Here is a 23,724-nt window from a genome sequence, read left to right as displayed (position 1 = left end):
ACCCCCGGGTGTGTGCGTCCCGAGGGTCTTTGCCGTGTACATAACCGCGTGTGAAACGCTCACCTCCCTTCCGTGTTAGGCTGTCGTTGCAGGCGCTGTTTCGGCAGCTGGCGGTGTCGCCGGTTGCGTGATAGACGCGGCCAGCTTCGCCGCGTTCTGCATGGCTGGCTGAACAGCTGCGATACCTTCCTCGACGGCGTTGACCGCAGCCGTCACCTGCGAACTGGTGACGGTCACGCCGAGCTTCTGCAGGCCTGCCTGAACCGTCGTGATGAGTGTACCTTTCTCGGTTTCACTCATGTCTCCCCACGCTTTGCCGGATGCGGCGAGGACCTTCGCGATCTCGCCGTCTAGGTGGCTCTGCAACAGCTTGTTGGTGATATGATGCAACTCCACCTTCCCCGTCGCTGCTTCGCTGGCGAACCACGGCGACTCGACCAGCCCGCGCACCAGTTTGCCCGCGTCGTCGAGTGCAACGCCAATGCCGTGCGGCAGGGACTCTTCGGCTTTCTGAATCTCCTGCGCGAGTTGCGGGTCCTTCTTCTGCAGCCACTGCCGATCGTGCGCAATCTTAGCCACCAACGCCGCGCCAACCGAAACAACGACCGTCCAGTCTGTACCGTTCCAAATCATGTGTGTGCCTCCTTAAGGTTTGAGAGTTGTGGTAGAACCGTCCGCGAGGTGAATATCAGCAGACGTGATGGCACTCGAGGGTGTCGATGCCGTCTTGTCAAACGAGAAGTTCCACTCGCCGTTTACGTTCTTCATCTGAAAGCCGGGAATCTGCCGATCCTCAGTCCACAAGATGTAGGTGCTCCCGTCATACACGACAGCCGGGAACTCTGCGCCGTTAACCTTCACTTTGGTGGTTTGCACATCCTCGCCTCCTGTTCTCGGGTACCAACCCGGGTCTTCGTAGACCTCGTTGATGTCAACCAGCATGCCGGCCACCCACGCATTGACCTGTACCTGGTACATCTTGATGCCGGGTAGCACCTGGTTGTTGCTCCACGCGACGGTCTGCCACTCTCCCGACGGCGCGTGCTTCGTGCCGTCGCTGTGTTTGAGGACGGCGATACCACCGTATTCACCGTCCGAGAACTGACCGCTCAACTCAGCCATCAGCGCCGTCTGGTAGGCATCTACCGCAGCGAAGTCCGCTTGCGTATACGCGTCGTAGTCGACGCTGTCGTACGCGATGATGCCAGGGTCGGGCGCGACGCCGAGCCACTTCAACTCGAGTACAATATCGTGTCCGTCGTTGTAACCTTCTGCTGCGGTGAAATAGGCGCGGCTGTTGCTCATGCCCTCGAAGTTGAAGATGACCTTGAACCCGTGGTCGACGTAGTTCTTCAGGTCTTGCGGCGTGATGCCGTTCATGAGCCCACGTGTGTGCCGACCGATGTACGCCACGATGGCTCCAACCGGCAGACCACGCACGCGAACCTGCTTGAGCTTCTGCAGCTCAGACACGCTGAACGGCGTGTAGCGGTCAACTGCGATGGTGATGGGTTTCAATCGTATCGCCTTCCCTCTAGATCGTCAGAGAGGACGCCGTCCGTCAGCCAGCCGTGGTACAGCCCCGGAAAATTGATGCTAGGTCGCGCCGTGATGTTTGGCGCTGTTCCAGTTACTTTCCATCCACCATCCGTCCATTCGCCACGAACAAACGGTCGCTCGTCCACACACCAACACCCACCAGGCGTCATCACCCAAAGGGGTGGTCGGCCTGCAGGCTCAGCGAGATAGTGTGCGCTCAGGTGCTTGAGGGAAACTGAGTTCTGAAGGTACTCATTCGCGAAAAACATATCGCCTATTTCTAATTTCATGGCCGGGTCGTATTCAACCATCCGACATTTCCACGGCATCTGCTCACCCCCTAGAAATTCGGATTGTGTTGCTCGCGCGTCATCCCAGACTGCAACTTGGCGATTGCATTACGGTCGTTCCTCTCAGTCGCCTGCAACGCGCGAATTGTGTCCGACTGCGCGCGAATAGTGACCGCCTGCTCGTGCAACCGTGTTGCCTGCGCCTGAACCTCGTTGTGAAGTACCAAGCCGGAGCCAGCCAGCAGAAAGAATGCCAGCGCGCCGATAAGGATCGGTGTCGCGTCCGCGTGCTTGGGCTCGGGCATCTCGATAACCTCGGTGTGTTCGTCGATTTCCTCTCTCACGATTGCGCCCCCTCCGCCCACTGGTTGAACTCCATATAGTGATCCTTCGCGAAGTCGCGAATCTCCGTCCACTTGCTCACGAACAGTGCAGCCCTCTGTTCGTTCTCAATGATGTCGAAGTAGTTGTCTTCGAGAGATGCGGACTCACTGAAGTTCCATGAGCCGGACAGAACGCGGGTTCCGTCAACTACCATGAACTTGTGGTGCATGTATTTACCATGTTGGCTGTGTGTGAGCCACACTACGATGCCTGCATCGCGCATCTCTTGGATGGCTGCTTGCTCGTACTTCTCGCCACCCTCAGTCGCATCCAGGATGACCTGCACGTCAATGCCGGCCTTTTTCTTCGCAATGAGATCGGCCTTTGCAATCGGCGCGTGCCATGCGAAGTCTGCGATGAAAATGGACGTTTGTGCGGACTGAATACAGTCCACAAACGTGCCCATGGTGTCGTCGTCAGGAGAGAAGTACGTGCCGAGTCTGATCCCTGTCTCAATCGCCATTGTCTGCACCTCGTTTCATTGCGGCACGTGCCGCGTGTATCGCAGCCTCGCGGTCGTCATCCAGCAACGCCTCGAGGACTCGAGTCAAAAGCTGCCTGTCCTCTACGCGCATGCTCTGTAGCTCTTTGATGACGCTCCACATCGCCTTGAGCTGGTCTGTGTTGTTCTTAAGTAACTGAACCAGCATTCCCATCGACTGTTCGTTACCGACTGCCAACCCCGGCTGCGTGCCGCCGGAGTAGATGGTGAGGAACGCCATCAGCGCCAACATGTGAGGGTCGAGTCCTGGGAACGCCAGGTCGACAGCCGCCCATCCGAGGATCAAGAGGACCTGTTGCTTGAAACCTGGCACGCCGCCGAACCACTTGGTGAAAGTGAAGATAATCTTTCGGTCCCATGCCGTCTCGATAAATGGCCAGTAGAACGGGTAGAGAAGACGCTTATAGATGCGCGTGAATCGCTGCATCGACCACCCACCCCGCTGTCGTTAAGACGCAAGTGATTAGAATGCCGATGAACCACTTGCTCCATTTTGGGAGCCGATTCGCCGCCTCTGCCTCCGCCTTCGCAGCTTCCTCTTCTGCTCTTTTGAGGGCCGCGGATGCCGCCTTCTCGTTGGACTCGATCACCATGTCGAACTTGACATGCAGACCGTCCATGCGCTCGTTAATGTAGTCGTGCATGTCGTCGAACTTCCGGTCTACATTCGCGTCCACGGCATCGACACGGCCATGCAATTTCTGAATGGACTCGTCAATGCGGTTCTCGAATACCGTCTTCCATCCGAGCAAACCGTTTACGTCTCCTCGCAGTCGGCCCACCTCGTGGGCGATGTTGATGTCCTCTTGCAAGAATGTTTGCTCCTCCGCCACTTACGGCTCACGCTCCTACCGGGAACGACTTGACTACGTTGTAGATGTCTTCGGGCGATGAGTTACGCCCCAGTAGCGGCGCCCACTCCGGACGCACGGCAACGAGGTCTTTAGCGGCCAGCGAGCTGCACACTTTGCGGCGACGCTCTTCGCTCCGGATGTACGCGACGGGCAGATGCACGAGGTCGTGTGTCGCGTAGCGCAGGCCATCATCGATGATGAGTGGCCAGTCGTACGGCTCGCCTTCGTAGGAAAGTACGAGGTTGAGACCGCGTTGAATGGCGTCGTGACCGAACGGTAGCCGGAACGTCCTGAACTTCCCGTAGTCGATGTTTGCCTTTGCAACTGTCTTCCCGTTCGCTTCGATTTTTGTGTACTTGTCGAGCGCAATGGCAACGTGATAGAAGTACTCTGGCTCCCCTGGATCCTCCAGTCTCTCTCCGTCCTCAATCAGCCGCGTGGATAGATTCGGCGGCCTGTGATACAGCAGAATGTCGCCAGCCCCGCACCAAAACTCAGGCACCCTTACCACCTCCAAGTCCCAATCGCTTGGGATTTCGTTGGATCAAAAAAACACCCCGAAGGGTGCAGCGGCTTGAACCGTTGGCGTTATGCTTGCGGTGTGTAGTTGCCAGGGCTCCAGCCGACAGCCTGGACCTCTGCGATGGTCGTGGCCACGCGGACCTGACCAACGAGCGCTCGAATCTGCTTGATGTTCGCCCACGCGAAGTTGTTGGCGTCCGTCTCCAATTGCGTAAGGTTGGCCTGCGCTGTGAGCGTGACCAAGTTGCCGTAGATGTCGGCGTAGTCGGTGACCGGGAAAGTCTCAATGCTCTGGTTGATCGCCGCCTGTAGCTGTGACAGATGGGCTTGGTCCAACTGCTCCCACCCGAACACGGTCGCCGTTCCTGTCGCGTTGGACGTGAAGCCGCCTGCGATGGTGGCGGCATACCCTTCTTGCAACTCGGCTATCTTCGCTTGCTGGAAGTCAGCTAGCGTGTTGATACTCGGGTCGAGCAGCATGAATTGCTCAGCAGCTGTCATCTCGGACGGCGATGGACGGTACGCGTGTGCGCCGTTCGGCAACGAGACACGCTCTGGCATCTACATCACTCCTCTCGTTTAGACTGCGTAGGCAACTCCGTACCGGTCCGTCACGGCTGTGATGCTGGTGGGCGCGTTCGTCGACTGCGTAATCTTGATGGTCGCATCCGTCAAACCGCTCACGGAACTGCTCCAGTAGTACTGGTCTTCGATCGTCCCGTCGCTGTTCAGCGTGCTGCTCTGCCACGACATGTTGCTGAACGCCTCGCTCGCGCCCGTGGCCACAAGACTCAACTGCGGCAGGTCGTCCACGCGCGCGACGACTGCGGAGGTGGCGTAGGTGTTCGCGAGCGCGTAGTTGTTGGCGAAGGTCACGGTCCCGCTACTAATGGACGCAATCACGAAGCGCTCCCAGTCCGATCCCTCACGGATTTCCATCGTGTCGCCTAGGGCAAGGTTCGCCACGGACGAAAGCGATATGCTGGTGACGCCCGCTGCCGTTGTTGCCGCTGGAGTTGTCGACACCGTGACCGCCCTCGTGAGCCATAGCATCGCGTTCCCGAATGGCGACGGATAGGAAATGCGCTTCGACATGTAGGCCGTTTTGGTCGCCTGAACGACCTCGGAGTTCCCCCAGCTTCCGAGGAACATGCTGGATTGCCCCTCCGAGTATACGAAGACGGGCGCGGAAAAATTGCAGTTCATGTTAAACATGGACCACAAGGTGGATGCATACTGCGCCCCCGTGGTTGTGTTAGAAGTGATCGCGGTCGGCGTCCCCCACGCCCCGGACGTGTGCTCAATCTCGTAGATGTTCGGTATGCCGCTGGAGTTGGCCTGCTGGAAGAGAACCCACAGGTTATTCGAGCTGTCGACCGTGATAGACGGGTAACCACTGTTGTAGCTTGCCGACGTAAGGGCGACCGACGCAGACCACGTGGATTCGCCATCCGTCGAATTCGCGTACTGGATCTGATGCGCGGATGACGTGCTATTGATAGGCCCACTCCACACGGCGTGTATCGTGCCGCTCCCGTCAATCGCCACACTCGGATTTGTCTGGGCTCCCCCGGTGTAGCTGTTGAGGCTGACGGGTCCATTCCACGCGCTTGCTGAGTAGTAGTATGCGTCCACCGTATACCCCGACCCGTTGTAGTTCTGGCAGACGACGACCGGGTCGCCGCTGGATGTGAGGGCGAGCGCTGGGTTCTGATCACCGATGTTGGTAGTGTTCGTGGTTATCTGCGTGACTGTCCACGTGTTCCCGCCGTCTGTGCTCTTGCCGTACCGGATGTTTAGGTCGGTGTACGTTGAATTCGCGCTGCTCCAGACGCCGTGCAGATTGCCCGATCCGTCGACGGCGAGAGCGCACTCAACGCCAAACTCTGTTTGGCCCGTGTCCGGACTCGAGAGTGCACTGGCCACAACGATCGGTACCGTGGTAGCGTCAAACGACCAAAAGCTGTTCCAACTGCCGAGTGTGTAAACCGTTGTTCCCTCAGACGCCAAGGCCACGGACAGGGTGGCAGACGGGTTCCCGACGTTTGTTGCGTAGCACAGTTGGCTGAAACTCGCACCGCCATCCTTCGACACGTACCAGTAGAGGGTGCCCCCAGCAGATGATGTGGGCTGCTTGATCGACGCGCTCACGATCCACCCGTTGCTCAGAATAACCAGTGTCCGTCCGCTTGATGGCTCAGTGGCACCCAAACCAACCTGCGATGGCGTCGTCACCGCATAGTGATACCCGAGTTGGACGCTGCCGGACTTCAGCAGTTTATCGGCCGTATCGATCACGGACGACGTACGTGCTGCTGTGGCCGTAGCGACGTACGCATTCGTCAGCGAATCACCCGTCGCAAACGACACCGTCGTACCGCTGATGGACGCAACCAGATGTTCCTCGTAGTTCGTGCCGTCGAGGACGGCGATGACCTCGCCGGACGTTAATCCTGTAACGGATGTCAGGTCAATCGACGTTGCACCGGCTGCGGCAGCCGTGGCGAGCGTCGTGCTAAACGTGTCAGCCTTTGTGGTGTCGGAGAACCCGTCGAACTGCATCCCCTTCATCGGGTTAATCTTGCCGCTGTAGTAGTCGGTCAGTTCGATGTTGTAGACGTTGTACTGCAGGTTCTGGATGTCCGCCAAGATACTCTCAATACTGCTGCCGCCAAGGGTTGTCCCCGTCGTGTTCGTAGATGGCGCAGCGGTCACGAGATTCGCGTCTGCTACGTTATCAAAGAACACGAGAGGCATCGCGCCGGACGAACTCAGGAACTGCTCGCTGCCCGGCACTTCGTACCACGTCGAGCCGCCGTTTTGGTTGCGCACCACGCCCCATCCGACGACACCAGTTGGCACCGTAATCCCGGCAATGCTGACGCTCGCCTGCTGGCTGGATAGCGTCTGTGCTGTCGTGAGCGCACTCACCAGGGTACGGCCAGTGATGTTGAAGGACCCTGAGCCTGTCTCGATGCCCGTGATCCAGTAGAATCCCCACTGGTAGTCGCCTGTCAGAGACCCGCTTTGCAGGGTCACCGCAGGCGCTATTGCAGGGTTTTCAACCGGACCAAGCAACGACAGCGGACCCGCGTCGCGCACACCCGTGAGCACGTTGATGAACTGCTGGATTTGCGCAGCGGTAGGTAGCGAACCTTTTGCAATGCTTTCAAGCCCCACGCTTACACCTCCTACGCGTCAATGTAGTCCGACCACTGCACCGTCAGCTGCTCTCCGATGCCCTTTGACTCGCCTGTCGGCCCGAGATTCACGTGATTGCACAAGTTCCCGGTGAACGCGGTGATGATCACCCCGCTTGCGTGTGCGTACTGCAAACCGCTCTGCAGCTGCCACGTCGTAGCGCCCGCGCTTGTCGTCTGCGCAATGCTCGCGTACTCGCTGTTCGCACCGTCCTCTATGTAGATGGTGTTGTACTGCCCCGGGGCGGTGCTGCCGAGGACGACCGGAGATGTAGACGGGACTGAGATGCTCGTGGCGCCGGCAGACGCGTTCGCGGCAAGCGTGGTCGCCGACACGTCCGCGTCCCATACCCCCGCTTCGTACCAAGTGCCGTTCGGGTCCGACGTAAGATAGTTGACCGTAAACTGCGCGACAAACGCCTGGAAGGAACTCGTGTATGAAATCTTTTTCCGTGTGCCATAGACTTCCGAGAACATAGCAGAGTCTGTCCGGCTTGGAGACTGTTGCCCGATGCCCAGCGAGATGTAAGAAGGCCGACTCATGGTGATGGCCGTGCTCTCGCCGTTCGGCGGTGTCATGAGTAGCTGCGCAATCACGGCACGCGTCCAGTCCGTTACGGTGTTCTCGTGCACGCGGTCGGACAAGATGGCATCAGACGCGTCACTGCGGACGAAACGCGCAACGCCACGAGCTCGTATGCGGTCGATAGGCATCAGCCCACCACCTCCACCGTTTGGATTGGAGCCACCTGCGCAGGTGTCTGCGGACTCGCCGTAGCATCATACTGACCTCCCAAGTCCCACCGCCAAGGCGCGACACTGTACCACTCGATACCTCGAATCGTAGGCGAGCCCGACGTGACCACCTGCAGGGTGATGTCCTCGCTCGTGATGTCACTCGCCGGGATGACGTACCACGCGTGGCGCATATCATCTTCTGTCGTGACCGACTGCCACGTGGGGTTGATGAAGCCCGACGTCTGCCATGTGCAGCCGAGTTGCGCGTGATACGAACCGTTCTCGACTACCGTCCCGCTTGAGTCCTGAACGCTGAGAACAACCGCCGTCGCGTTCGGGTAACTGCCCTGGTTGATACACGAGATAGACAGGAGGTGCCAACCCGCAGTCATCTGTGTTGTCACACTTTGCGGCGATGCATAGCTCACACCCGCCAATAGTTCGGTCCCGTCAAGGAACAGGTTTCCGATTCCGTCTGCGGCAAAATAGAATGTGTAATTGTCGGTCGCCGCGAGCCATACCCATTTGCGCAATAGCCATTCTCCGATCGGCGCCGAAGATGACGAGCCGGACTGCGGCCCCATCCACACTGCGGTGTCATCGTTCCAGTCCACACCCGACAACGCTCCTTGAGATTCGAGCGGCCACAGCGCTCCCATGCCTAAGTAGCTCTGCGTAAGCGGGCCCCACGGAGCCGTTCCGACCCGACCGAGCGGGTGCGCAGGCGACCACGTGAACAGGTCGTCGGCGTAGACGAGTGTCTGGGCTGGGTCGATGCGCTGGATGGCTTGCTGAGCGCCAGCGCCGATCGCAGCCGACAGCGACACACCGGCACCCGATGGCTTGAATGCGTCTAGTCGCAGCAGCCAGCAGTTGGCGAGCGGTTCCGTGAGGCTGTACGTGCCAGGACCAGCCTCAGCGACCGTTTCGCACCATCCCCACGGATAGCCCTGTTGGACACGGGACAGTCTCACGTCGTCGGGCAGCGTGGCCGTGTCGAAGGGCATCGCGAACTGCGTGAGTACCTGGTTGCTCGGCAAGCCTGACGGGTAGGCACGCTGAAGCGCGCTCTGCATCATCGCGTAGAACACGGGAGCGCCACTGATGGACATGCCCAGTTCTCCTTTCGCAAAAGAAAAAGGCGCCCACCCCGGCGCCTCGATACGTTCTTGTAGCTAGTGACTTTGCATCCAAAGGTACGTGTCGATGCTGTAGGTGCCCTGCGACGGCGCAGTCGAGAATTGAGGGGTAAGTGTGATGAGAGGACCCCTTGGCAAATTTACAAACACGGTAGTATTCCCAGGCGCGACGCTCATCGCATTGAACCCCACCCAATTGCCGCTAGAAGACTCAAACACATCTGTCCCGAGTCCGTACTCCGTCACACCCACCTGCCAGTAAACGTCGAGCGTCTCGTTCGTGTTGTTAGCGATTTGCACAACAGCGCTGTCGTAGTCGGGAAGCATTGCGAACTTAATTTGACTGGTGACGTCGTAAGCAATGTCGTCGTTGTTAACCGTTTGAGCCGGTTTACTGCCGGTCGGTGACACTTGTGGGTTGCCCTGCGCGTCGGTCGGTGCGGGTACAAGGAGTCCGCTAGAATTGATGTACCAAGGCGTCGTGACGGTCGCCAGACCCCCATTCGCATCCTTATACGCGAGCGCCGCGTAATCCGGCTGCCCGTTTGAACCGGGGATCAGAATGTACTGCGCAGGTGCCGTGGGCACGTGAACCCCTCCCTTGACTAGACTTCAAACGGAATGGAGCTGAAGTTGACCGTGGTCTGGAACAACCAATCGCTGGTTGCCCGAATAATCTTCTTCTGAATCCGAATCACAAAGAAGGACGACCCGTTGTAGTCGCCCTGCATGCGTCGCTGGGACTGGAAGTTGAAGTGCTGACCAGTCCTCCATCCCGACGCAAACGATGTAAACTGACCCTGCACGATCGGCATCGCGTACTTGTTGAGCGTTATCTGCGCACGCTCCTGCGCGAGTGCCGGTAGCTCTGCACTCAAGCTCGGGTCCATGCGGTTGTACTCATACACGCCGTCCGTGCCGTCAATGGAGCGCATATATGCTTGCGACTGCGGGTCGGACTGCGCAACCACTGTCTGTGTCATCGGGTAGTAGTCGACAACAATTTGAGTGCCCGCAGGTGGAGGAGTGCCGAATCGTACTGTTTGGTTGGAAAAGTTGACATAGGCTGTCTGCGCTGCCGCCGGGCCGCCAGGATAACCTGCAACCTGGTCGAGCGCAATCTGCTGCTGCGTGCCGCCGACGCTCACCGTGATGTTGGACACGTTGTTCGGTGGTTGGTACCCGAGTGTGAAGACGTCGGTGCTGCCGTCGGCGGTGAACGTCTGTGAGTAGAGCTGCGCCTGCGCTACGTAGATGCCCGTGATATAGACCACGTTCTTGAGCTGACTCGAGTCTTCGTTGATCATCAGATTGACCCATTCGGCCACCTGGTCGGCTGCGATATTCGGGTCCTCAATCAGGTCATCAGCATTGAGCGTGTTGTTGGTGAGCGGGCTCGTAAAATACTGCGTCTGATAGAAGTTCACATCCCGATAGAAGTCGACGTACCACCCCCATCCCGTCATCTGCGCGAGCTGCGACAGCACTTGAGACGGCGGCAGGTACACGAACTGCAGAATCGGCAGTGGCAGCTGGGGGAACTGCTGCACGTTGTTCGTGGTGAAGGTGCGCGAGTTCCCTGGCGTGTTGACGTACTGGCTGACCAAGTCGTTGATGAGCGTCTGCATTGGCGTGTTAGACTGGTACGTCGCGTTCACGAGATGCCGGTCGAACCACTGGGTGAAGTCGGAACACTTGCAGTGGTAGACCATAGTGTCTTCTTGCCGTTCTTCTTCCTCGGGTTGCTGCAAGATGCCACCAAACTCTCGCTGGCCGCTTGCGTTGATGAACACAACCTCTTGGCCGGCTCGGGGACGCTTGATCGGCCACGACCAGGTGCCGCCACTATAAACGCCGCGAATCCACACATCAAAGTCAGCGGTTGTCTGCTGTGCGGCGATGTCTTGATCAATCTGGACCGACGACATATCCACCCACCACTTGCCGCTCGCACCGCCGCCTTCGATGTAGGACACACCCTCGATCAGGATGTCAACGCCCACGCTATCAACCCCAATCGAAGTTGCCGCGACGTTTCATCTGGTTCTTGAATTCCGTCGCGACCATTTCTGCCATCTGACGCACTTCCGCAGTGCCAGCGCCCATACCGCCCATCGCACCGTTTACGTTAATGACCACGTTAAAGACTTGTCCCCCGGCTGGTCCTGCAAGAGAGCCGCCAGCCGGCATACCCTCCGTGCCGGTAGCACCGAGCTGAGATACTGCGCCAGCTCGCACCGGGTACTGATTAAGCGGTATGACCATCTCAGGACCTGCCTCGCCGACGAGTGCCAATGTCGGGCTGTTCACCATCCCGCCCGCGGCGAGCTGTGGGATCATGTTGGCAATACCTGCGACATTGTTCGAGTAGATGCCTGGGTTGGTGGTGTCGTAACCCTCCTGCGAGAGCAGTTGGTATATCTCCTGGATGCTGCCGCCGTTCTGGGCCAACGACCTCGCTCCTGCGTACCGCGACTCGTTCAGGACAGATATGTCCGCCTGGGCAAACTGCGCGAGGTTGGAGAATCCTGCGTACGAACTGTCCTTCCCGGCGCCGTACTGACCGAAGGGGATAATGCCTGCGAGGTTCGCATTCTGTTGGGCGGCTGTGGAGGAGCCCCACCCTGACTCGTACGCCCACTGACCGATAATGCCGTTTAACGGCAATCCTGTTGCTTTGGCGACTTCCTGCGCATACGGGCGCACCGTGTTCACGAAAGATGCGTTCGACTTCGACAGGGATCCGGGTACAGACGACTTACCGCCGAACATTCCGCCGAGGCTGTTCTGTATCCAACTGCCAAGACCGCTGAACATGTTCTTCGTACTCGCCACGATTTGCTTCCCGACGTTGCCCATGGAACTCAGGATGTTCTCGACATCCGTGACCACGGTCGACGCCCAACTCGTAATGGCTGTGGTGAAATTCGTGAACGGCTGCTGCACGGCTGGCCATAGGTTCGTTGCCCATGCCCCGAGCCTCTGGGTCCACTGGGTAAACGAGGACTGCACGTCCCCCCAGAGTGCACCCGACCACGTCCGCAGGCTGTTCGTCCAACTCGAGAAGTTGCCTGAGACGGACCCCCAGTTTTTCGACGACCAACTGACAAGCGAGCTGGTCCAACTGGCGAAGTTGCCTGAGACAGATGCCCAATTCTTCGACGACCAACTTACCAGCGAACTGGTCCAACTCGAGAAGTCGCCCGAGACTGAGCTCCAGTTCTTGCTTGCCCAGCTAACCAGCGAACTGGTCCAGCGGGAAAAGTCACCCGAGACAGAGGTCCAAAGCTTGCTCGCCCACCCGACAAGTGAGCTCGTCCACATCGAGAATTGACCGGAGACCGCAGTCCAGTTCCTTCCGGCCCACGTATTGAGAGAACTGGTCCAAGTGGCGAACTGTCCAGACACCGCCGTCCACTGCCGCGATGACCATCTCACCAAGGACGAGGTCCACGCTTGAAAGTTCCCGGACACACTCGACCATTGGTGGCCAGACCAAGTGATGAGGTGGCTGGTCATCTGCCCCAGCCCGCGAGCCATAGAGCTCACCCACTGGCCGACGTCTTTCCCAGTCGACACGAAGAAGTGTCCGACCTGTTTGAAGTGCCCCCACAGTACAGCCAGCCCGATGGAAACGAGGCCCAAGATATTGAGGATGACCCCGATGGGTGCACCGAGAATCGTAGCGTCAAGCGTGCCGCCGGTGGCTTCCATCCCTGCGCCAGCTGTAGCGAAGCCAGCTTCAGCGCCGCCGTCGGCTGCCGCTGCTCCTCCTAGACCAAGCTTGCCAAACAGTCCTTTGCCGAATTTGAAAATTCCACCTATCCCTTTGCCGAGCAACTTTCCAATCGTCATGCCACCGCCCAAATCCGCCAAGAGCCCCATGCCGGACATGACATCGGTCGTGAACGATATGGCTTTCATCGCCGCGATCGCACCCACAATCGAAGTCCCGAGGACGCCGAGGTGTTTCGCGGCACCCGTGATGCCTGACACAAAGCCATTAACCGGACCTTTGCCGTTGGTGAACCCGTTCATAAGCGCTGTGAGAGCCCCGGTCAATCGTGTCACGAGCGGTACCAATGTGATCGCCATCTGTTCAAACGCCAGGTTCAATTGCTGCATCGACATCTGCATGCTGACGTTCTTCGATACGGCTTGATTCAACTGCTGAGGCGACATGTCGAGTTGCGTCTGCGAGGCTTGGCTCTGCATGGACTTCCAGTTCTGTAGCAGAGACGCAACTTGGCTTGTGCCTGTCAGTGACAATAGTTCAGACGCCTGATTGCCTCGTCCCTGGCCGAGCAGTTGCCGATATTGCTGACCTATGGTGTTCAAGAGCGCCATCGGGGACTGCGTGATGTCCTGCTGAGTGATGCCTAAGGATTGCAGGAGGATTGCACTCTGGCTGAGTGCGCCCGACCCCACAGCCGGCGTAAACGTCTTTTGCATGTTCCCGGCCAACCCCTGCAGGAACGACACGCCTGACGTACCCGTAAGCCCCGCTGCTCCAAGCATCATCTGGTACTGGGCTGCCTGATTCACCGTCGAGTTGTTAAGGTTCTTCATTTGCTGAATAGCGGCGAACCCGGATGTTCCGTTCGCGAGGGCCTGCAGCCCGTAATACCCCATCATCGCGTTCATGCCACCGTACATCAGCTTCATCGGCAGTTCGCTCAGCATGCTGCTCGCGCCGCGTAGGCCGCCCAGCAAACCGGACATTCCCTTGCCGCCACCCGCGGAGCCTGCACCCCCTCCGCCGAGAACGCCTGCGCCCATGCCGGCGGTGCCCATGGTTTCCATGCTTACCGCAATATCCTGTGTTGTGGTTTGGATCGTCGCGAGTTGCGTCTCGGCTCTTGTGAGGTCACCCAGTAGCGCAGGCAAGGAGTCGCCCCAGCGCGCGAAGTTGACGGCATCGGCGTCGTCGCCGAGGGTGACGATTTCTCCGCTGATATCGATGACCATACTGGAGACGTCGCTCAGTTCCGTCTGCCAGGGGGCGAACAGGTCGCTGCCCCCCGACATTTGGTCTTGTAGCGTGGTTAGGAGTTGGTCCAGCCGCATTCCTACCTGATACGCGTCGTCCATCTGCATCGCCAGGGTGCCGAACGCGGTATCGCCGTTTACGGTTGACATGCTATCTTGGATGGACGCCAGGAGTTCGTAGAACCGAGACGCCTGCTGGGAGGCGTCGTCGATTTCCAGAGCGATTGTCCCAAACGAGTTATCGCCGTTTACGGTTGACATGCTATCTTGGATGGACGCCAGGAGTTCGTAGAACCGAGACGCCTGCTGGGAGGCGTCGTCGATTTCCAGAGCGATTGTCCCAAACGAGTTATCGCCGTTTACGGTTGACATGCTGTCTTGAATCGATGCTAAAATTCCGTACAGCCTGGACCCTTGCTGGGAAGCGTCGTCCATCTCGAGTGCCAGGGTGCCGAACACGTTCCCCTCGTTCACTGTAAGCAATCTATCTTCAATCGACGCCAGGACCTCGGCAAACATCCGTCCTTGCTGATAGGCGTCGTCCATCTGCATAGCCATAGTGGCAAACACGTCTGCGTCGTTTACGTTCGCTGCCGCTTCCCGCAAGTTCTCAAACTCGGTCGTCAGGTCTTGCACTTGCATACCCAGTGTCTCTGCATCGTCCATCAGCTGCGCGAAAGGATTGATGTCCTTAAACGCGACCAGAGACTCCCGCAGAGTGGTCAACACCACATCGAGTTCCTTCAATACCGATGAGGCCTTGTCGTCCGCGATGATATTCAGTTTCAGGTCAATATCGTTGACCTCTGCCACAGTCCATCACTTCCTTCCGCGCAGCTGTTCTCGTTTCGCACGTTCGATCTTGATGCGTTCCGCCTCGCCTTCAGCGGAGATGAACATCATGTACCGTTGCACGGTTGCGGCGTCCATCTCCGCCAACTGATCCGGCGTGATACCCAGTTCGCGACACAAATTAAACTCGTTCCATTCGGTAACGAGTTCCATGAGTGACTCATTGGACTTTGCGCGCTCGGAATCGAGAGGGGTATCGCCGGTTAGGACGGCGACGAGGCGTTGCCGGAGTTTGGGTCCGGTACTTTGGACTTCACAAGTTGGGTGACCGTCGTGAAAATCTTACTGAGGATGAATCCGTCTACCATTTCGATCTCGTCCACGGTTGCCTCGCGTGGCACTTTGACTTCTTTGCCTTCCGCGTCTTTCACGTTCCACGCGCGAACCATCGTTTTCAGGAGTACCTGGTTGGCCTGCTCCTCTTCGTCCTGCGTGGGGTCCTTCTTCTTGGCAACGGCCGCGGCGACTTTGATCACCTTATACGGCACCGCGTCCAAAATGTCCGCCCATGCTCCTGACTGGTGCTCAGACAAGTCAATGCGCATTCTATCCCTCCGTTAGCTCGCGGCCGTGGTCGTTTGGGCCGTGCTGGTATCGTTCGTGAGTGCCGCGGTGATAACCCCGCTGTCGGTCGCGTTGTTCACGGCCGACCCTGAAATCGAGACGGCCACAAACTCCTTCCCGCGGTCGATCGTCGGTTTGGTCCACTGGACCGCCGAGGATGTGAAATTGCAGGTGTAATTCGTGCTCGGTTGCGTCAGGGTCACAGAGACGATGTGCTTGCCCTCCGCCAGGGCGTACGTGTACTCACTGTCGTCCTCCATGTAAAAACTGAGGTCCCAGTCCGCCGTCATCTCGCCGACGAAAATATCCCATGGAGTCTGACTGTTGGCAGCACTGAAGAGGGCCTTACTACCTGCCCGCGCGATGTCTACCGAGAAAGAATCCAGCTTCACGTTCGCAGTGCCGTCGATGTTGAGTGCCGCTTCCCAACCGAGGAAAAACGGGCTCGTGCCGAACGTCTGACTCACTGGTGCTGTACCCGTCACTGACCCGAATCCGATGAAATGCGCCGTGTAGGTAAGTCCTGCGTCTGGGGTGAACTTCACCGTCAACTTGTCGCATTTCGCACCCGCCCACTGACGGAACCCTGCGACGTAATAGTCAGACAAAGTCAAACTCCCGGGGGTGGCAGCCACCTTGAAGGTGTGCGTGTACGGCTGAGTAGTTCCCGTCACTGTCTCGCCGCCGAAAATGGCCCCGAGGATACTACCAAACGAGCTTGGATACGCATCGCCGTCAATCTCGTAGGTGGATGACATGGTGCCGAGGTATTCCCCGAAGACCTTAACCGGCTGCCCACGGTATCCTTGGTCGGCTACGTACTGCGGCGTGTCCTGCGGTTTAAAGGACTTGACCGGGATGAACCCAGTCGGTGCAACCGGTGTTCCAAGCGTCGCCTCGACCGCGAGACCGAGGTAGGACAGACTAGTTAGTTTCGCTGGCATCTGTTGCCGTCACTCCTTTCTTAGGCTTCACAGCCTCGAAATTAGGTAGATCCGGAACTTCGTCGAGCTCCAGGTCGTCTGTGCCCGGATCCACGAGCCACACCTGACCTTTGTGCATCAAGAGAACCTGGGTCTCGCCCGTATACTTAACTCTCACACGATCACCGCCTTATGCGTTGACTTGCTCGATCGATTCGATGTTGATGCGCCCCACCAGGTACACCTCGGTTTCCGTCCTCTGGTGGTTCTCTTGGATCTGAAATGACTCGCCGAACTTGATAGCCGCTCCTTGCGGGTAACTTGCTGTGATGAGCTGCTTGTTGGTGCGTATCTTGTCCGCGATGCTATCCAGCCAGGAGTAAAACGTGAAGAGCGCGTACGGCCCTGCGTCGCCTTGCGGCACGCCTGGAATCAGGTCTACCAGCACAGCCGACAACGTGTAAGTGATGAACTTCTTCTGAGCATACTCGCGTGTCTCTTTGGTGGTTGGCGAGAGCAGATAGAGCACGGGCTGTTGATTGCCCTTAGCCGTCACAAACTCGCCGTTCACCACGGTACCGAGCCACGGGAACACAGAGGACATGGAGCTGAGCGGTGCCACGGTTGCGCCTTGTGGGTAGCTGTTCTGCAGCGGCTGGAGGAGCGTCACCGTGTACGGCCCTGCGCCACTCACAGACTTCACCAGGAGTGCCTCGCCGACAGCTGCCGTACCTCGCTCCATGGAGCCAGGACTCACGAGCGTCAGCATTTGAGCCTTTGGGAACGAGCCGTCAATGATGACCGTTGTGTCCCCCGCACTGGCTGCCGATACAAGCGTGGTGGATGCGCCGCCGAAGAACTCGTATAGAGCTAGCTGCTGGTCAATACGCGCCACTAGAACGCACCCCCGTCCAGCCAATCCAACATGACGTGCAACGTGACGTCCTTAATGGCCAGTTCGTCAAACGCCTGCTGGATCGCCTTCCAGCGAAAATCATTTGGCTGTGTCCCTGGGTGGTTGACGTGTCCGAACATGACACCTGCTCCGACCTTCGGCCAGTAGAACGCGAGGGCTGATTTGGCCCGCGGCGTGATTTCATGCGGCGCCGTGCCGCCAATCACGTACTCGCCCTGTTTCGCGCCTTCCAGTTTCGCGCCATACATACCGACAGCCCAGTTCAGGCTACTACGCAACTCACCACCAGGCTGAAGGGATCCATCGAATCCGTAGTGCTGCCCGACGGGTGCTTGTTGCTGTAGGAACGGCGTAAGAACGTCTGCAGTCTGTCGCACGAGAGCGCTCATGGCGTCTCCGACCGTCCCAATCACACCGTCAAGGTAGGGCGTGATTTTGTCGTCCACTTGGATGGAGAACACGTCAAATCACCCTCCTGAAGGGCTGCAGGTACTGGCGAACGAGCTGCATGTCCTCAGCGTCGATGACATTCTGGGGCTGAATGGTGCCCTGCATCATGATGGATGCGCCAGCTCGACGTTCCTTGATCATGTAGGCGGCCGAGAGGATGCAAGACAGCCAAATCACATCCGGAACCTCCGACACGCGAACACCAGCGACATGTGCGTTCTGACATCCGGCCGTCAGCGTGATGACGTTGTCTGCCACTGACTCGACGAGTACCTCTTCATAGCTCGTCCCGTCGTATATCTTGAGTGTGTCGCCCTGGGTCACACCGAGTGTGGTGTCCACGGTGAGCGACGTGTCCCCAGCCGTGACCGAGCCGGTCAGTTGCATGTTCGGGTACCCGGCTACGTACGTCGTTTGAACCGTCAATGGCGGTTGACCCCAGCCGTGATACGGTCCGTAGTTCATGTCCCCGGCCACATACTTGTGTCCGTCGCCGAGCTCAGGGAAGATATCGATCTTCGTCAGGTCAATCGCCTGGAATGAGTTGATGGCAAACTGTCGCCACTGAGCTGACGTCACGCTTGAGATCGGGAACTCGTTGCACCGCACTGTGAGGGTGCCATACGGATCCGGCTTGACGCGCTTCGTCTCGGTCTTCGAGTGCGCGTAGAGCGGATGGAAGCACCACTGGTCGATGCTTGAGGAAGCGGCTTGCAGCAACAGAGCCAGCTCGTCTGTCTGTTGCCCGCTATCGCCGCCGGCAACCAGGTCGCTGACCTCGAGCCCCGTCGGATGGTTCAGGAACTCCTGCGTCGTCGCGTAACTACGCACTTCCCATCACCCGCCTTACTCGGCAGCTTTCTTGGCCTTGGTCAGTGCTCCCTTGGCAGCCGTCAGCGCCTTCTTGAGGTCCGGGTTCTCCGGGTCGGCATCCAGAGCTGCCTGGGCCTCATCGACTGCCTTCTGTTTCTCTGCGATGGCTGCGGCATCTTGCACCGGCTCCACAGGGGATGCAGGTTCCTCGATTTGGGCAAGCAAGCTGTCAGGCACGTCAATGCCGAGCGCCTTCAGCTCCTCGACTTTCTCCTGCACCTGTTGACGCCTGCGTTCGCGCACCAACTCTTCCGGTCCTTCCGCTACGGTGAAGCGATTGTGAATCGGCACACCGTCTGGCCACTCGAAAATGCCGCCAACCATCTTGCGGCTCACGGCACCGTTTGGCGTGGCGATAGAGATTTCCCCATCCCTGTCAATCGTCGGATGTTTTACCCACACTTTGCTGTCCCTCCCTTGCTCGCTTTGCCGCTTCCATGGCCTTCAGGTCAATCCCGACCGACCACGATTTGCGGTAGCTTGCTGCGCCTGGGTGACCGCTCTTGAGGATGCGGTCAGCCTCAAACTTCGGCAATTCAATCACGCGGTCATTCGCGTCGTACCGGACTGCGCCGTCCGGACTAGTGACGCCTCCGCAGTTGGGATCGTCGACGCTGATTGTGACCGTCTCTCGTGCGTCCATGTTGTCACCTCAACACAAAAAGGGCGCCCATCAGGACGCCCTTCGCTAGTAGTGGTATTACGACGCGGATAAACCGCTCCAAAGAATGTTCTGCGATGGCAAGAAGCAGTGGATGGCACCGACGCACTCAATTTCAGAGATCCACTGCTTGTTGTTTGCGGTCGGCTGATAATCGACCTCCAAGTAATCCATCGCGCCACCCCACGTCCAGACGTCGGGCACGTTGTTGCCGACGTACCACGCAGGCAACTCCGTCGTAAGCGCTATGGATGTGCCCTGCGGCAGGTAGGCGTGGACATTCACGGGCATGATTTTGCTCGTGGTCGGGTTCATGAACCGCGACACACGGAAACCAGCCGTCATGTTGCCCTGGTCCGATCCCTGCTGCGCCGCAAACCAGTACGGCTGACCGCTGTTGTTGCCAGTGAGCAACCCGGTGAGGAACAGCAGGTCCTTACTGTTCAACCAGAACTCATCCGGGTCAGCGAACGCGTTGTCGAATGCGTCCGTGAAGGCATTCTGGTATGTCGCCAGCGTCGGTTGACCGTTGACCTGCTTGATGGTCGCCTGGCTGCCCGTGCCATAAATCCAGGCCAGCACACCGTTCATCGAACCTTCGACACTGGATCCGGTTCCCCCGTTTGCAACCGTGCCTGCAGATGTGTCGGTAGTAGGCGCCTGTTGCCCAGACGTCGGAACGCTCGTCACGGTCAATGGAGCGCCGGTGGTGTATCCAGCTGCGTAGAACGGCCCGTTGGAATTGGTACCGAGGTACAACACCCAACCGAGCACGGGCAACGGACCCGAGTAGGACGGAGGTGTGAACGTCAGCGCATTGGTCGAAGTGCCAGAGCCGGTCGTCGCGGACATCGCGGTCTGGTTCGGCTTCGACTGACCGAACTGCGTTGTCGTCGGCGTAATGAGGCCAGAGTTCGTGGCCATGCCCGTCGGTACGGCGTACGAAGAGACCGCTGAATAGACGCCGTACACAGCCGTCGACGCTGGAATCTGTCCGCCTGTGGTGACGGCCGCTAACGATCCACCGTCTGGCGCGTTCCCCATCGCTCCGCCAATCGTGAACGCGAAGCCGTTATCCGGTGAGCCCGTCGACGTGATGATCTGCTGCTGCGAACCGACGCCAGCCAACATCAAGCGCTCCTCTTTGATAAACATGGCCTTGAGGAGGTTCGCAGCTGCGATCGCGCGAGAGTCGACGTTGAAGTCGGCAGCCTTGCCAGCACCCACGTACAGCTGTTCGAACGTCACAGGATCGCTCGACACGCCGTACGCCTTGAAGTGCGTGGTCACGTCCGCGAACTGCGTCGCAATCGCCGGCGCCAGTTTACCCTCGGCCACGATGCCAGACACGTTGTTGGTGTCGACGTTGAGCACCGACTTGAACTCCATATTCGTGCCCTGAAGGTGCAAGCGCGGCATGCGGTTGCGCAGGGGCGAGAACACCGGCTGCAGGTACATCGCAACAGGTGCCAGGTCGTACGGATGGAACCCGGAGTCTACACCGAACGTCTTGGTGATGAGGTCCATCTGGTCATTCGAGAGGGCTGCTCCGTCTTGCGCGGCAAAGACGCCCTTGAGCGCTTCGACGGTTTCCCAGAGTTCTTGCGGCACGCTTTGTCCGTATTGCATTTAAACTGTCATCCCCCTTCTTATCGTGCGCCTTGGGCACGACGTGCGCTGGCTACGAGCTGCGTGGTGAATTGTTCTTGTTCTTTCGGAGTCATCTCTGAGAACTTCTTGCGTACGTCTTCGATCGCAGCCTTCTGCACCGTCGGAGCTGCCTGCCCGAATACGCCGGGGTTCTCAGCCACGTAGAGCTGAGCCTTCGTCGTGTTGTTGGCCGAGTGCTCGAGGGTAGCAAGACGCTGTTGGAGCGGTGTCAACACGCCCTGCAACTGCTCGCCGAATGTCTTGGTGACATCCGCAAGTGCGCCTTTCACCGCATCGGCGATCTCAACGGCTTTCACCGTATCGCCACCAGCGCGTGGAGCTCCGCCGCCGTCACCGCGGGTGAAGTCCATCGTGTCGCCCGTTGGCTTGCTGTCAGGTGGTACCGGCTTGTTGTCAGGCCCCAGGTTGCCTGCCTGACCTTCTCCGGCATGTACCAACGGATTGTCAGCGGACGTCAGCATCCGTGCGAGCTCATCGAACTCTGTGATGCCCTCGCGAATGCGCTCGTAAATCTTGTCCTTGTCGACCGGCGTAGGGCCCCCGCTTGCGCGGTCCAGCGAAGGTGCTTTGCTCGCGTCTTCGGGGTTCTCAAGCGGATCGTCGTCGAGCTCGTCGATGAGGTCCCCGAGCTTGGCGTGAGTGTCCTTCAGACGGTCCAGACGCTCCTTGCGAATCTTGCGGCCGGCCTTCACCGCGTCGGGCAAAATGCCTGCTTCTGCAAGGGCTGCTTTCACGGCCTCCGAAATCGCCGCTTTGGTCGCGTCGCCGCCTTTCATCGTTGCCTCTTGCTGCTGATGCGCAACAAAGGCGTTGACCAGCTCTTTCATCTGGGCCAACGCCTTGTTCTCAGTCTGCTGATTGTCCGAACCCGCCTGGTTCTTTTCAAGCTCGTCAATCACGGCCTGCATCCGCCTGATGATGTCGTTCTCCTGCTTCTCGCCTGAGCCATCTTTCGGAGGGTCCCCGGTTGTGTTCCCCTTGACGTCTCCAGCGCCTTCGCCTTGGCCCGACGGTGGATCCGTATCCGCGCCCTTGCTCGTGTCCGGTGTCTCGGGGTCCTTCTTGTCGTCCTTCTCGAACTTCTTGACCATGTGGCCGCACTCACCCTTGTAGGTGACGTGCTTGCCGCCCTGACCGTCTTCTTCCTTCACCTTCTCGCCGAGCTTGACACGCTTCTGGCACTCAGGGCAGTGTGCCATATCAGCGACTGCGGCTTTTGCGGCATCAATGATACCGGCAGCCTTGTTTGTGGTTTGACCATCCACGTCGATTCCCACCTCCTTCGCAGCGGCTTCGAGTTTGCGCCTTGCCTCCTCCTTCGCCTCTGCGGGTATGTCGGTTTGGTCGAGCCGCGCCAAGGCGTTACGCACATGGGCAGCATCCACCTTTCCGTCCTTGTCCTTGTAGGGCAGGTGTCGGTCGTCCTTGTCGTCGCCTGAGGCGACATAGGCAAACGCGGAGTCGGGCAACTCGTCAATGTACTTAGTTGTCCATACCGCTTTGCCAAGGTCGGCGATGAGCTGTCGGCGTTGCTCGTCAGTTGAGTCGGCCGCGGCCTTGTTCGCCACCGGAACGAAGGTCTGTTCCACCTGCTCAGACTGTCCGACGTCTACGTCGCCATCTTTGAACGTGTACGGGACCCGGTAGTACTTGCCCTCGTCGTACCGCTCCACGATGACGTAGTCGGGGTACGTGGACACAATGGACACGTTGTACGCACGTCGTCCCGAGACCGGATCTGGCGGGTCGAGCTTCGCCATGACCTGGTCACGCACTGCTTCCAGACTTTGTGCTGGTTTTGCTCGCGTAAAATCACCTCCCTGGACTTCGACGATATCCGCTGATTTATTAGCCGGCGTTTCGGTGGTCGGACCTTCAGTCGCCCTGCGTTGCTGGGGTAAAGGTTCCGGTTCTCCAAATTTAATAGTGCCGTCAGAATCGACCGTATACGGAACGAGGAACTGGTCTGCCCCCATCTGGACCACGACGCCGCGGTCATCCGCAGTAACAACCGTTATCGCTGCGTCATCGGATTTCAGATGCCCTGGTTGCAGGACGGGGTTCCCCAGTGAATCGAAGTCCACCGAGTTGCCTGCGCCCGGGTCGTGGATGTTGCCGGCCTTCGTCGTGTCCTCAAACACGAAACCGGACTGGCAGTCCAACCACTCGTTCGCGCCGGCCGCTTTGACGATGTCAAACTTTGCAGTCGGCACTGCCGGACGATCGACCAGGCTCACTTCGATGATTTTGCCGCCAACGAATCGGCCCTTGTGGGCTTCCCTGTCGCGTTTGACGACGGGTTTGCGGATACCGATCGAGTATCCCTTTAAAACGCCCTCTTTGACCTTCTTGACGGCATCCTTATCGACTACTTTGGAGAGCAACCACGGGTCGCCAGCCTCGTCAAATTCGAGTTTTTGCCCGACGCCGACAGCCTTCGCTTGGTGCATCTCGCGGATGTTGGCGAAGCTGGTGAACCACTCGGGAAGCGCCTGCTTCAGCCATTCCTTGTCTGCCACCTGGTCGTCAATGTCGAGCACGTCCTGCGAGGGCCGACCGTATACGAGGAGACTCCCGTCGTCCAGCTCCTGAGACTTTGTTATCTCGGCATAGAGGTACTCCTCCGGGCTCTCAAAATCCACTATTCTATCACCTCC

At 58.6% G+C, this 23,724-nt stretch carries 25 protein-coding genes; all 25 read right to left on the bottom strand.

The features are described from left to right. Positions 1–75 precede the first annotated feature (75 nt). The gene (locus JC200_RS22285; RefSeq protein ID WP_274433923.1) at positions 76–633 is read right to left on the bottom strand and encodes a hypothetical protein; all 558 of its coding nucleotides are present in this window, start codon (positions 631–633) and stop codon (positions 76–78) included. A 12-nt stretch (positions 634–645) separates the two neighbouring features. Further along, positions 646–1,518 carry a glycoside hydrolase domain-containing protein gene (locus tag JC200_RS22280; protein ID WP_274433922.1) on the bottom strand — a complete coding sequence of 291 codons (873 nt, stop codon included), beginning with the start codon at positions 1,516–1,518 and terminating at the stop codon, positions 646–648. Beyond that, positions 1,515–1,868, bottom strand: coding sequence for a hypothetical protein (locus JC200_RS22275; RefSeq protein WP_274433921.1), 354 nt, complete (start codon positions 1,866–1,868; stop codon positions 1,515–1,517). Before JC200_RS22275 ends, JC200_RS22280 begins: the two co-directional genes overlap by 4 nt. A gap of 11 nt (positions 1,869–1,879) precedes the next feature. Beyond that, positions 1,880–2,173, bottom strand: coding sequence for a hypothetical protein (locus JC200_RS22270; RefSeq protein WP_274433920.1), 294 nt, complete (start codon positions 2,171–2,173; stop codon positions 1,880–1,882). After that, the gene (locus JC200_RS22265) at positions 2,170–2,676 is read right to left on the bottom strand and encodes a phospholipase D-like domain-containing protein (RefSeq protein WP_274433919.1); all 507 of its coding nucleotides are present in this window, start codon (positions 2,674–2,676) and stop codon (positions 2,170–2,172) included. The genes JC200_RS22270 and JC200_RS22265 overlap by 4 nt, the downstream gene beginning before the upstream one ends. Next, positions 2,666–3,142 carry a hypothetical protein gene (locus tag JC200_RS22260; RefSeq protein WP_274433918.1) on the bottom strand — a complete coding sequence of 159 codons (477 nt, stop codon included), beginning with the start codon at positions 3,140–3,142 and terminating at the stop codon, positions 2,666–2,668. The genes JC200_RS22265 and JC200_RS22260 overlap by 11 nt, the downstream gene beginning before the upstream one ends. Continuing rightward, positions 3,117–3,548 carry a hypothetical protein gene (locus tag JC200_RS22255; protein WP_274433917.1) on the bottom strand — a complete coding sequence of 144 codons (432 nt, stop codon included), beginning with the start codon at positions 3,546–3,548 and terminating at the stop codon, positions 3,117–3,119. The genes JC200_RS22260 and JC200_RS22255 overlap by 26 nt, the downstream gene beginning before the upstream one ends. Before the next feature lie 7 nt (positions 3,549–3,555). Further along, positions 3,556–4,071 (bottom strand): hypothetical protein, encoded by a 516-nt coding sequence (locus JC200_RS22250; RefSeq protein ID WP_274433916.1) that lies wholly within the window; start codon positions 4,069–4,071, stop codon positions 3,556–3,558. A gap of 86 nt (positions 4,072–4,157) precedes the next feature. Beyond that, the gene (locus JC200_RS22245; RefSeq protein WP_274433915.1) at positions 4,158–4,652 is read right to left on the bottom strand and encodes a hypothetical protein; all 495 of its coding nucleotides are present in this window, start codon (positions 4,650–4,652) and stop codon (positions 4,158–4,160) included. An 18-nt stretch (positions 4,653–4,670) separates the two neighbouring features. Further along, positions 4,671–7,271, bottom strand: a complete 2,601-nt coding sequence (locus tag JC200_RS22240; protein WP_274433914.1) for a sialidase family protein — start codon at positions 7,269–7,271, stop codon at positions 4,671–4,673. 11 nt (positions 7,272–7,282) lie between these two features. Further along, the gene (locus JC200_RS22235) at positions 7,283–8,005 is read right to left on the bottom strand and encodes a hypothetical protein (RefSeq protein WP_274433913.1); all 723 of its coding nucleotides are present in this window, start codon (positions 8,003–8,005) and stop codon (positions 7,283–7,285) included. After that, entirely contained in the window at positions 8,005–9,141 is a 1,137-nt protein-coding gene (locus JC200_RS22230; protein WP_274433912.1) for a hypothetical protein, read from the bottom strand. The genes JC200_RS22235 and JC200_RS22230 overlap by 1 nt, the downstream gene beginning before the upstream one ends. A gap of 63 nt (positions 9,142–9,204) precedes the next feature. Beyond that, the gene (locus JC200_RS22225) at positions 9,205–9,756 is read right to left on the bottom strand and encodes a hypothetical protein (RefSeq protein ID WP_274433911.1); all 552 of its coding nucleotides are present in this window, start codon (positions 9,754–9,756) and stop codon (positions 9,205–9,207) included. A 17-nt stretch (positions 9,757–9,773) separates the two neighbouring features. Beyond that, complete coding sequence (locus JC200_RS22220) at positions 9,774–11,171, bottom strand: hypothetical protein (protein ID WP_274433910.1); 1,398 nt, start codon at positions 11,169–11,171, stop codon at positions 9,774–9,776. Positions 11,172–11,175: 4 nt separating this feature from the next. Continuing rightward, positions 11,176–14,970 (bottom strand): glucosaminidase domain-containing protein, encoded by a 3,795-nt coding sequence (locus JC200_RS22215; RefSeq protein WP_274433909.1) that lies wholly within the window; start codon positions 14,968–14,970, stop codon positions 11,176–11,178. Positions 14,971–14,976: 6 nt separating this feature from the next. Then, positions 14,977–15,162: a hypothetical protein gene (locus JC200_RS22210; protein ID WP_274433908.1), complete on the bottom strand. Its 186-nt coding sequence runs from the start codon at positions 15,160–15,162 to the stop codon at positions 14,977–14,979. Between the two features lie 50 nt (positions 15,163–15,212). Next, entirely contained in the window at positions 15,213–15,554 is a 342-nt protein-coding gene (locus tag JC200_RS22205) for a hypothetical protein (RefSeq protein WP_274433907.1), read from the bottom strand. 12 nt (positions 15,555–15,566) lie between these two features. Beyond that, a complete protein-coding gene (locus JC200_RS22200) occupies positions 15,567–16,517 on the bottom strand; it encodes a phage tail tube protein (protein WP_274433906.1) in 951 nt (316 codons plus the stop codon). 169 nt (positions 16,518–16,686) lie between these two features. Further along, positions 16,687–17,391, bottom strand: a complete 705-nt coding sequence (locus JC200_RS22195; protein WP_274433905.1) for a hypothetical protein — start codon at positions 17,389–17,391, stop codon at positions 16,687–16,689. Further along, entirely contained in the window at positions 17,391–17,873 is a 483-nt protein-coding gene (locus JC200_RS22190; protein ID WP_274433904.1) for a hypothetical protein, read from the bottom strand. The genes JC200_RS22195 and JC200_RS22190 overlap by 1 nt, the downstream gene beginning before the upstream one ends. Position 17,874: 1 nt before the next feature. Beyond that, positions 17,875–18,693 (bottom strand): hypothetical protein, encoded by an 819-nt coding sequence (locus tag JC200_RS22185; RefSeq protein WP_274433903.1) that lies wholly within the window; start codon positions 18,691–18,693, stop codon positions 17,875–17,877. A 15-nt stretch (positions 18,694–18,708) separates the two neighbouring features. Then, entirely contained in the window at positions 18,709–19,137 is a 429-nt protein-coding gene (locus JC200_RS22180) for a hypothetical protein (protein WP_274433902.1), read from the bottom strand. Further along, positions 19,112–19,378, bottom strand: coding sequence for a hypothetical protein (locus JC200_RS22175; RefSeq protein ID WP_274433901.1), 267 nt, complete (start codon positions 19,376–19,378; stop codon positions 19,112–19,114). The genes JC200_RS22180 and JC200_RS22175 overlap by 26 nt, the downstream gene beginning before the upstream one ends. Before the next feature lie 57 nt (positions 19,379–19,435). After that, positions 19,436–21,025 (bottom strand): hypothetical protein, encoded by a 1,590-nt coding sequence (locus JC200_RS22170; protein WP_274433900.1) that lies wholly within the window; start codon positions 21,023–21,025, stop codon positions 19,436–19,438. A 20-nt stretch (positions 21,026–21,045) separates the two neighbouring features. Continuing rightward, positions 21,046–23,709, bottom strand: coding sequence for a hypothetical protein (locus JC200_RS22165; protein WP_274433899.1), 2,664 nt, complete (start codon positions 23,707–23,709; stop codon positions 21,046–21,048). Between the last annotated feature and the right edge of the window lie 15 nt (positions 23,710–23,724).

The sequence above is a fragment of the Alicyclobacillus sp. ALC3 genome (assembly GCF_028751195.1).
In the GTDB taxonomy this organism is placed as follows: domain Bacteria; phylum Bacillota; class Bacilli; order Alicyclobacillales; family Alicyclobacillaceae; genus Alicyclobacillus_L.
The sequence above is the reverse complement of the archived record's forward strand: the minus strand, read 5'-3'. Positions and strand labels throughout refer to the sequence as shown.

Coding starts and splice junctions, on each gene's coding strand:
- JC200_RS22285 (WP_274433923.1), bottom strand. CDS start 633: ATGATTTGGAACGGTACAGACTGGACGGTCGTTGTTTCGGTTGGCGCG.
- JC200_RS22275 (WP_274433921.1), bottom strand. CDS start 1,868: ATGCCGTGGAAATGTCGGATGGTTGAATACGACCCGGCCATGAAATTA.
- JC200_RS22265 (WP_274433919.1), bottom strand. CDS start 2,676: ATGGCGATTGAGACAGGGATCAGACTCGGCACGTACTTCTCTCCTGAC.
- JC200_RS22260 (WP_274433918.1), bottom strand. CDS start 3,142: ATGCAGCGATTCACGCGCATCTATAAGCGTCTTCTCTACCCGTTCTAC.
- JC200_RS22245 (WP_274433915.1), bottom strand. CDS start 4,652: ATGCCAGAGCGTGTCTCGTTGCCGAACGGCGCACACGCGTACCGTCCA.
- JC200_RS22235 (WP_274433913.1), bottom strand. CDS start 8,005: ATGCCTATCGACCGCATACGAGCTCGTGGCGTTGCGCGTTTCGTCCGC.
- JC200_RS22230 (WP_274433912.1), bottom strand. CDS start 9,141: ATGTCCATCAGTGGCGCTCCCGTGTTCTACGCGATGATGCAGAGCGCG.
- JC200_RS22210 (WP_274433908.1), bottom strand. CDS start 15,162: ATGGAACTCGTTACCGAATGGAACGAGTTTAATTTGTGTCGCGAACTG.
- JC200_RS22205 (WP_274433907.1), bottom strand. CDS start 15,554: ATGCGCATTGACTTGTCTGAGCACCAGTCAGGAGCATGGGCGGACATT.
- JC200_RS22200 (WP_274433906.1), bottom strand. CDS start 16,517: ATGCCAGCGAAACTAACTAGTCTGTCCTACCTCGGTCTCGCGGTCGAG.
- JC200_RS22175 (WP_274433901.1), bottom strand. CDS start 19,378: ATGGACGCACGAGAGACGGTCACAATCAGCGTCGACGATCCCAACTGC.
- JC200_RS22170 (WP_274433900.1), bottom strand. CDS start 21,025: ATGCAATACGGACAAAGCGTGCCGCAAGAACTCTGGGAAACCGTCGAA.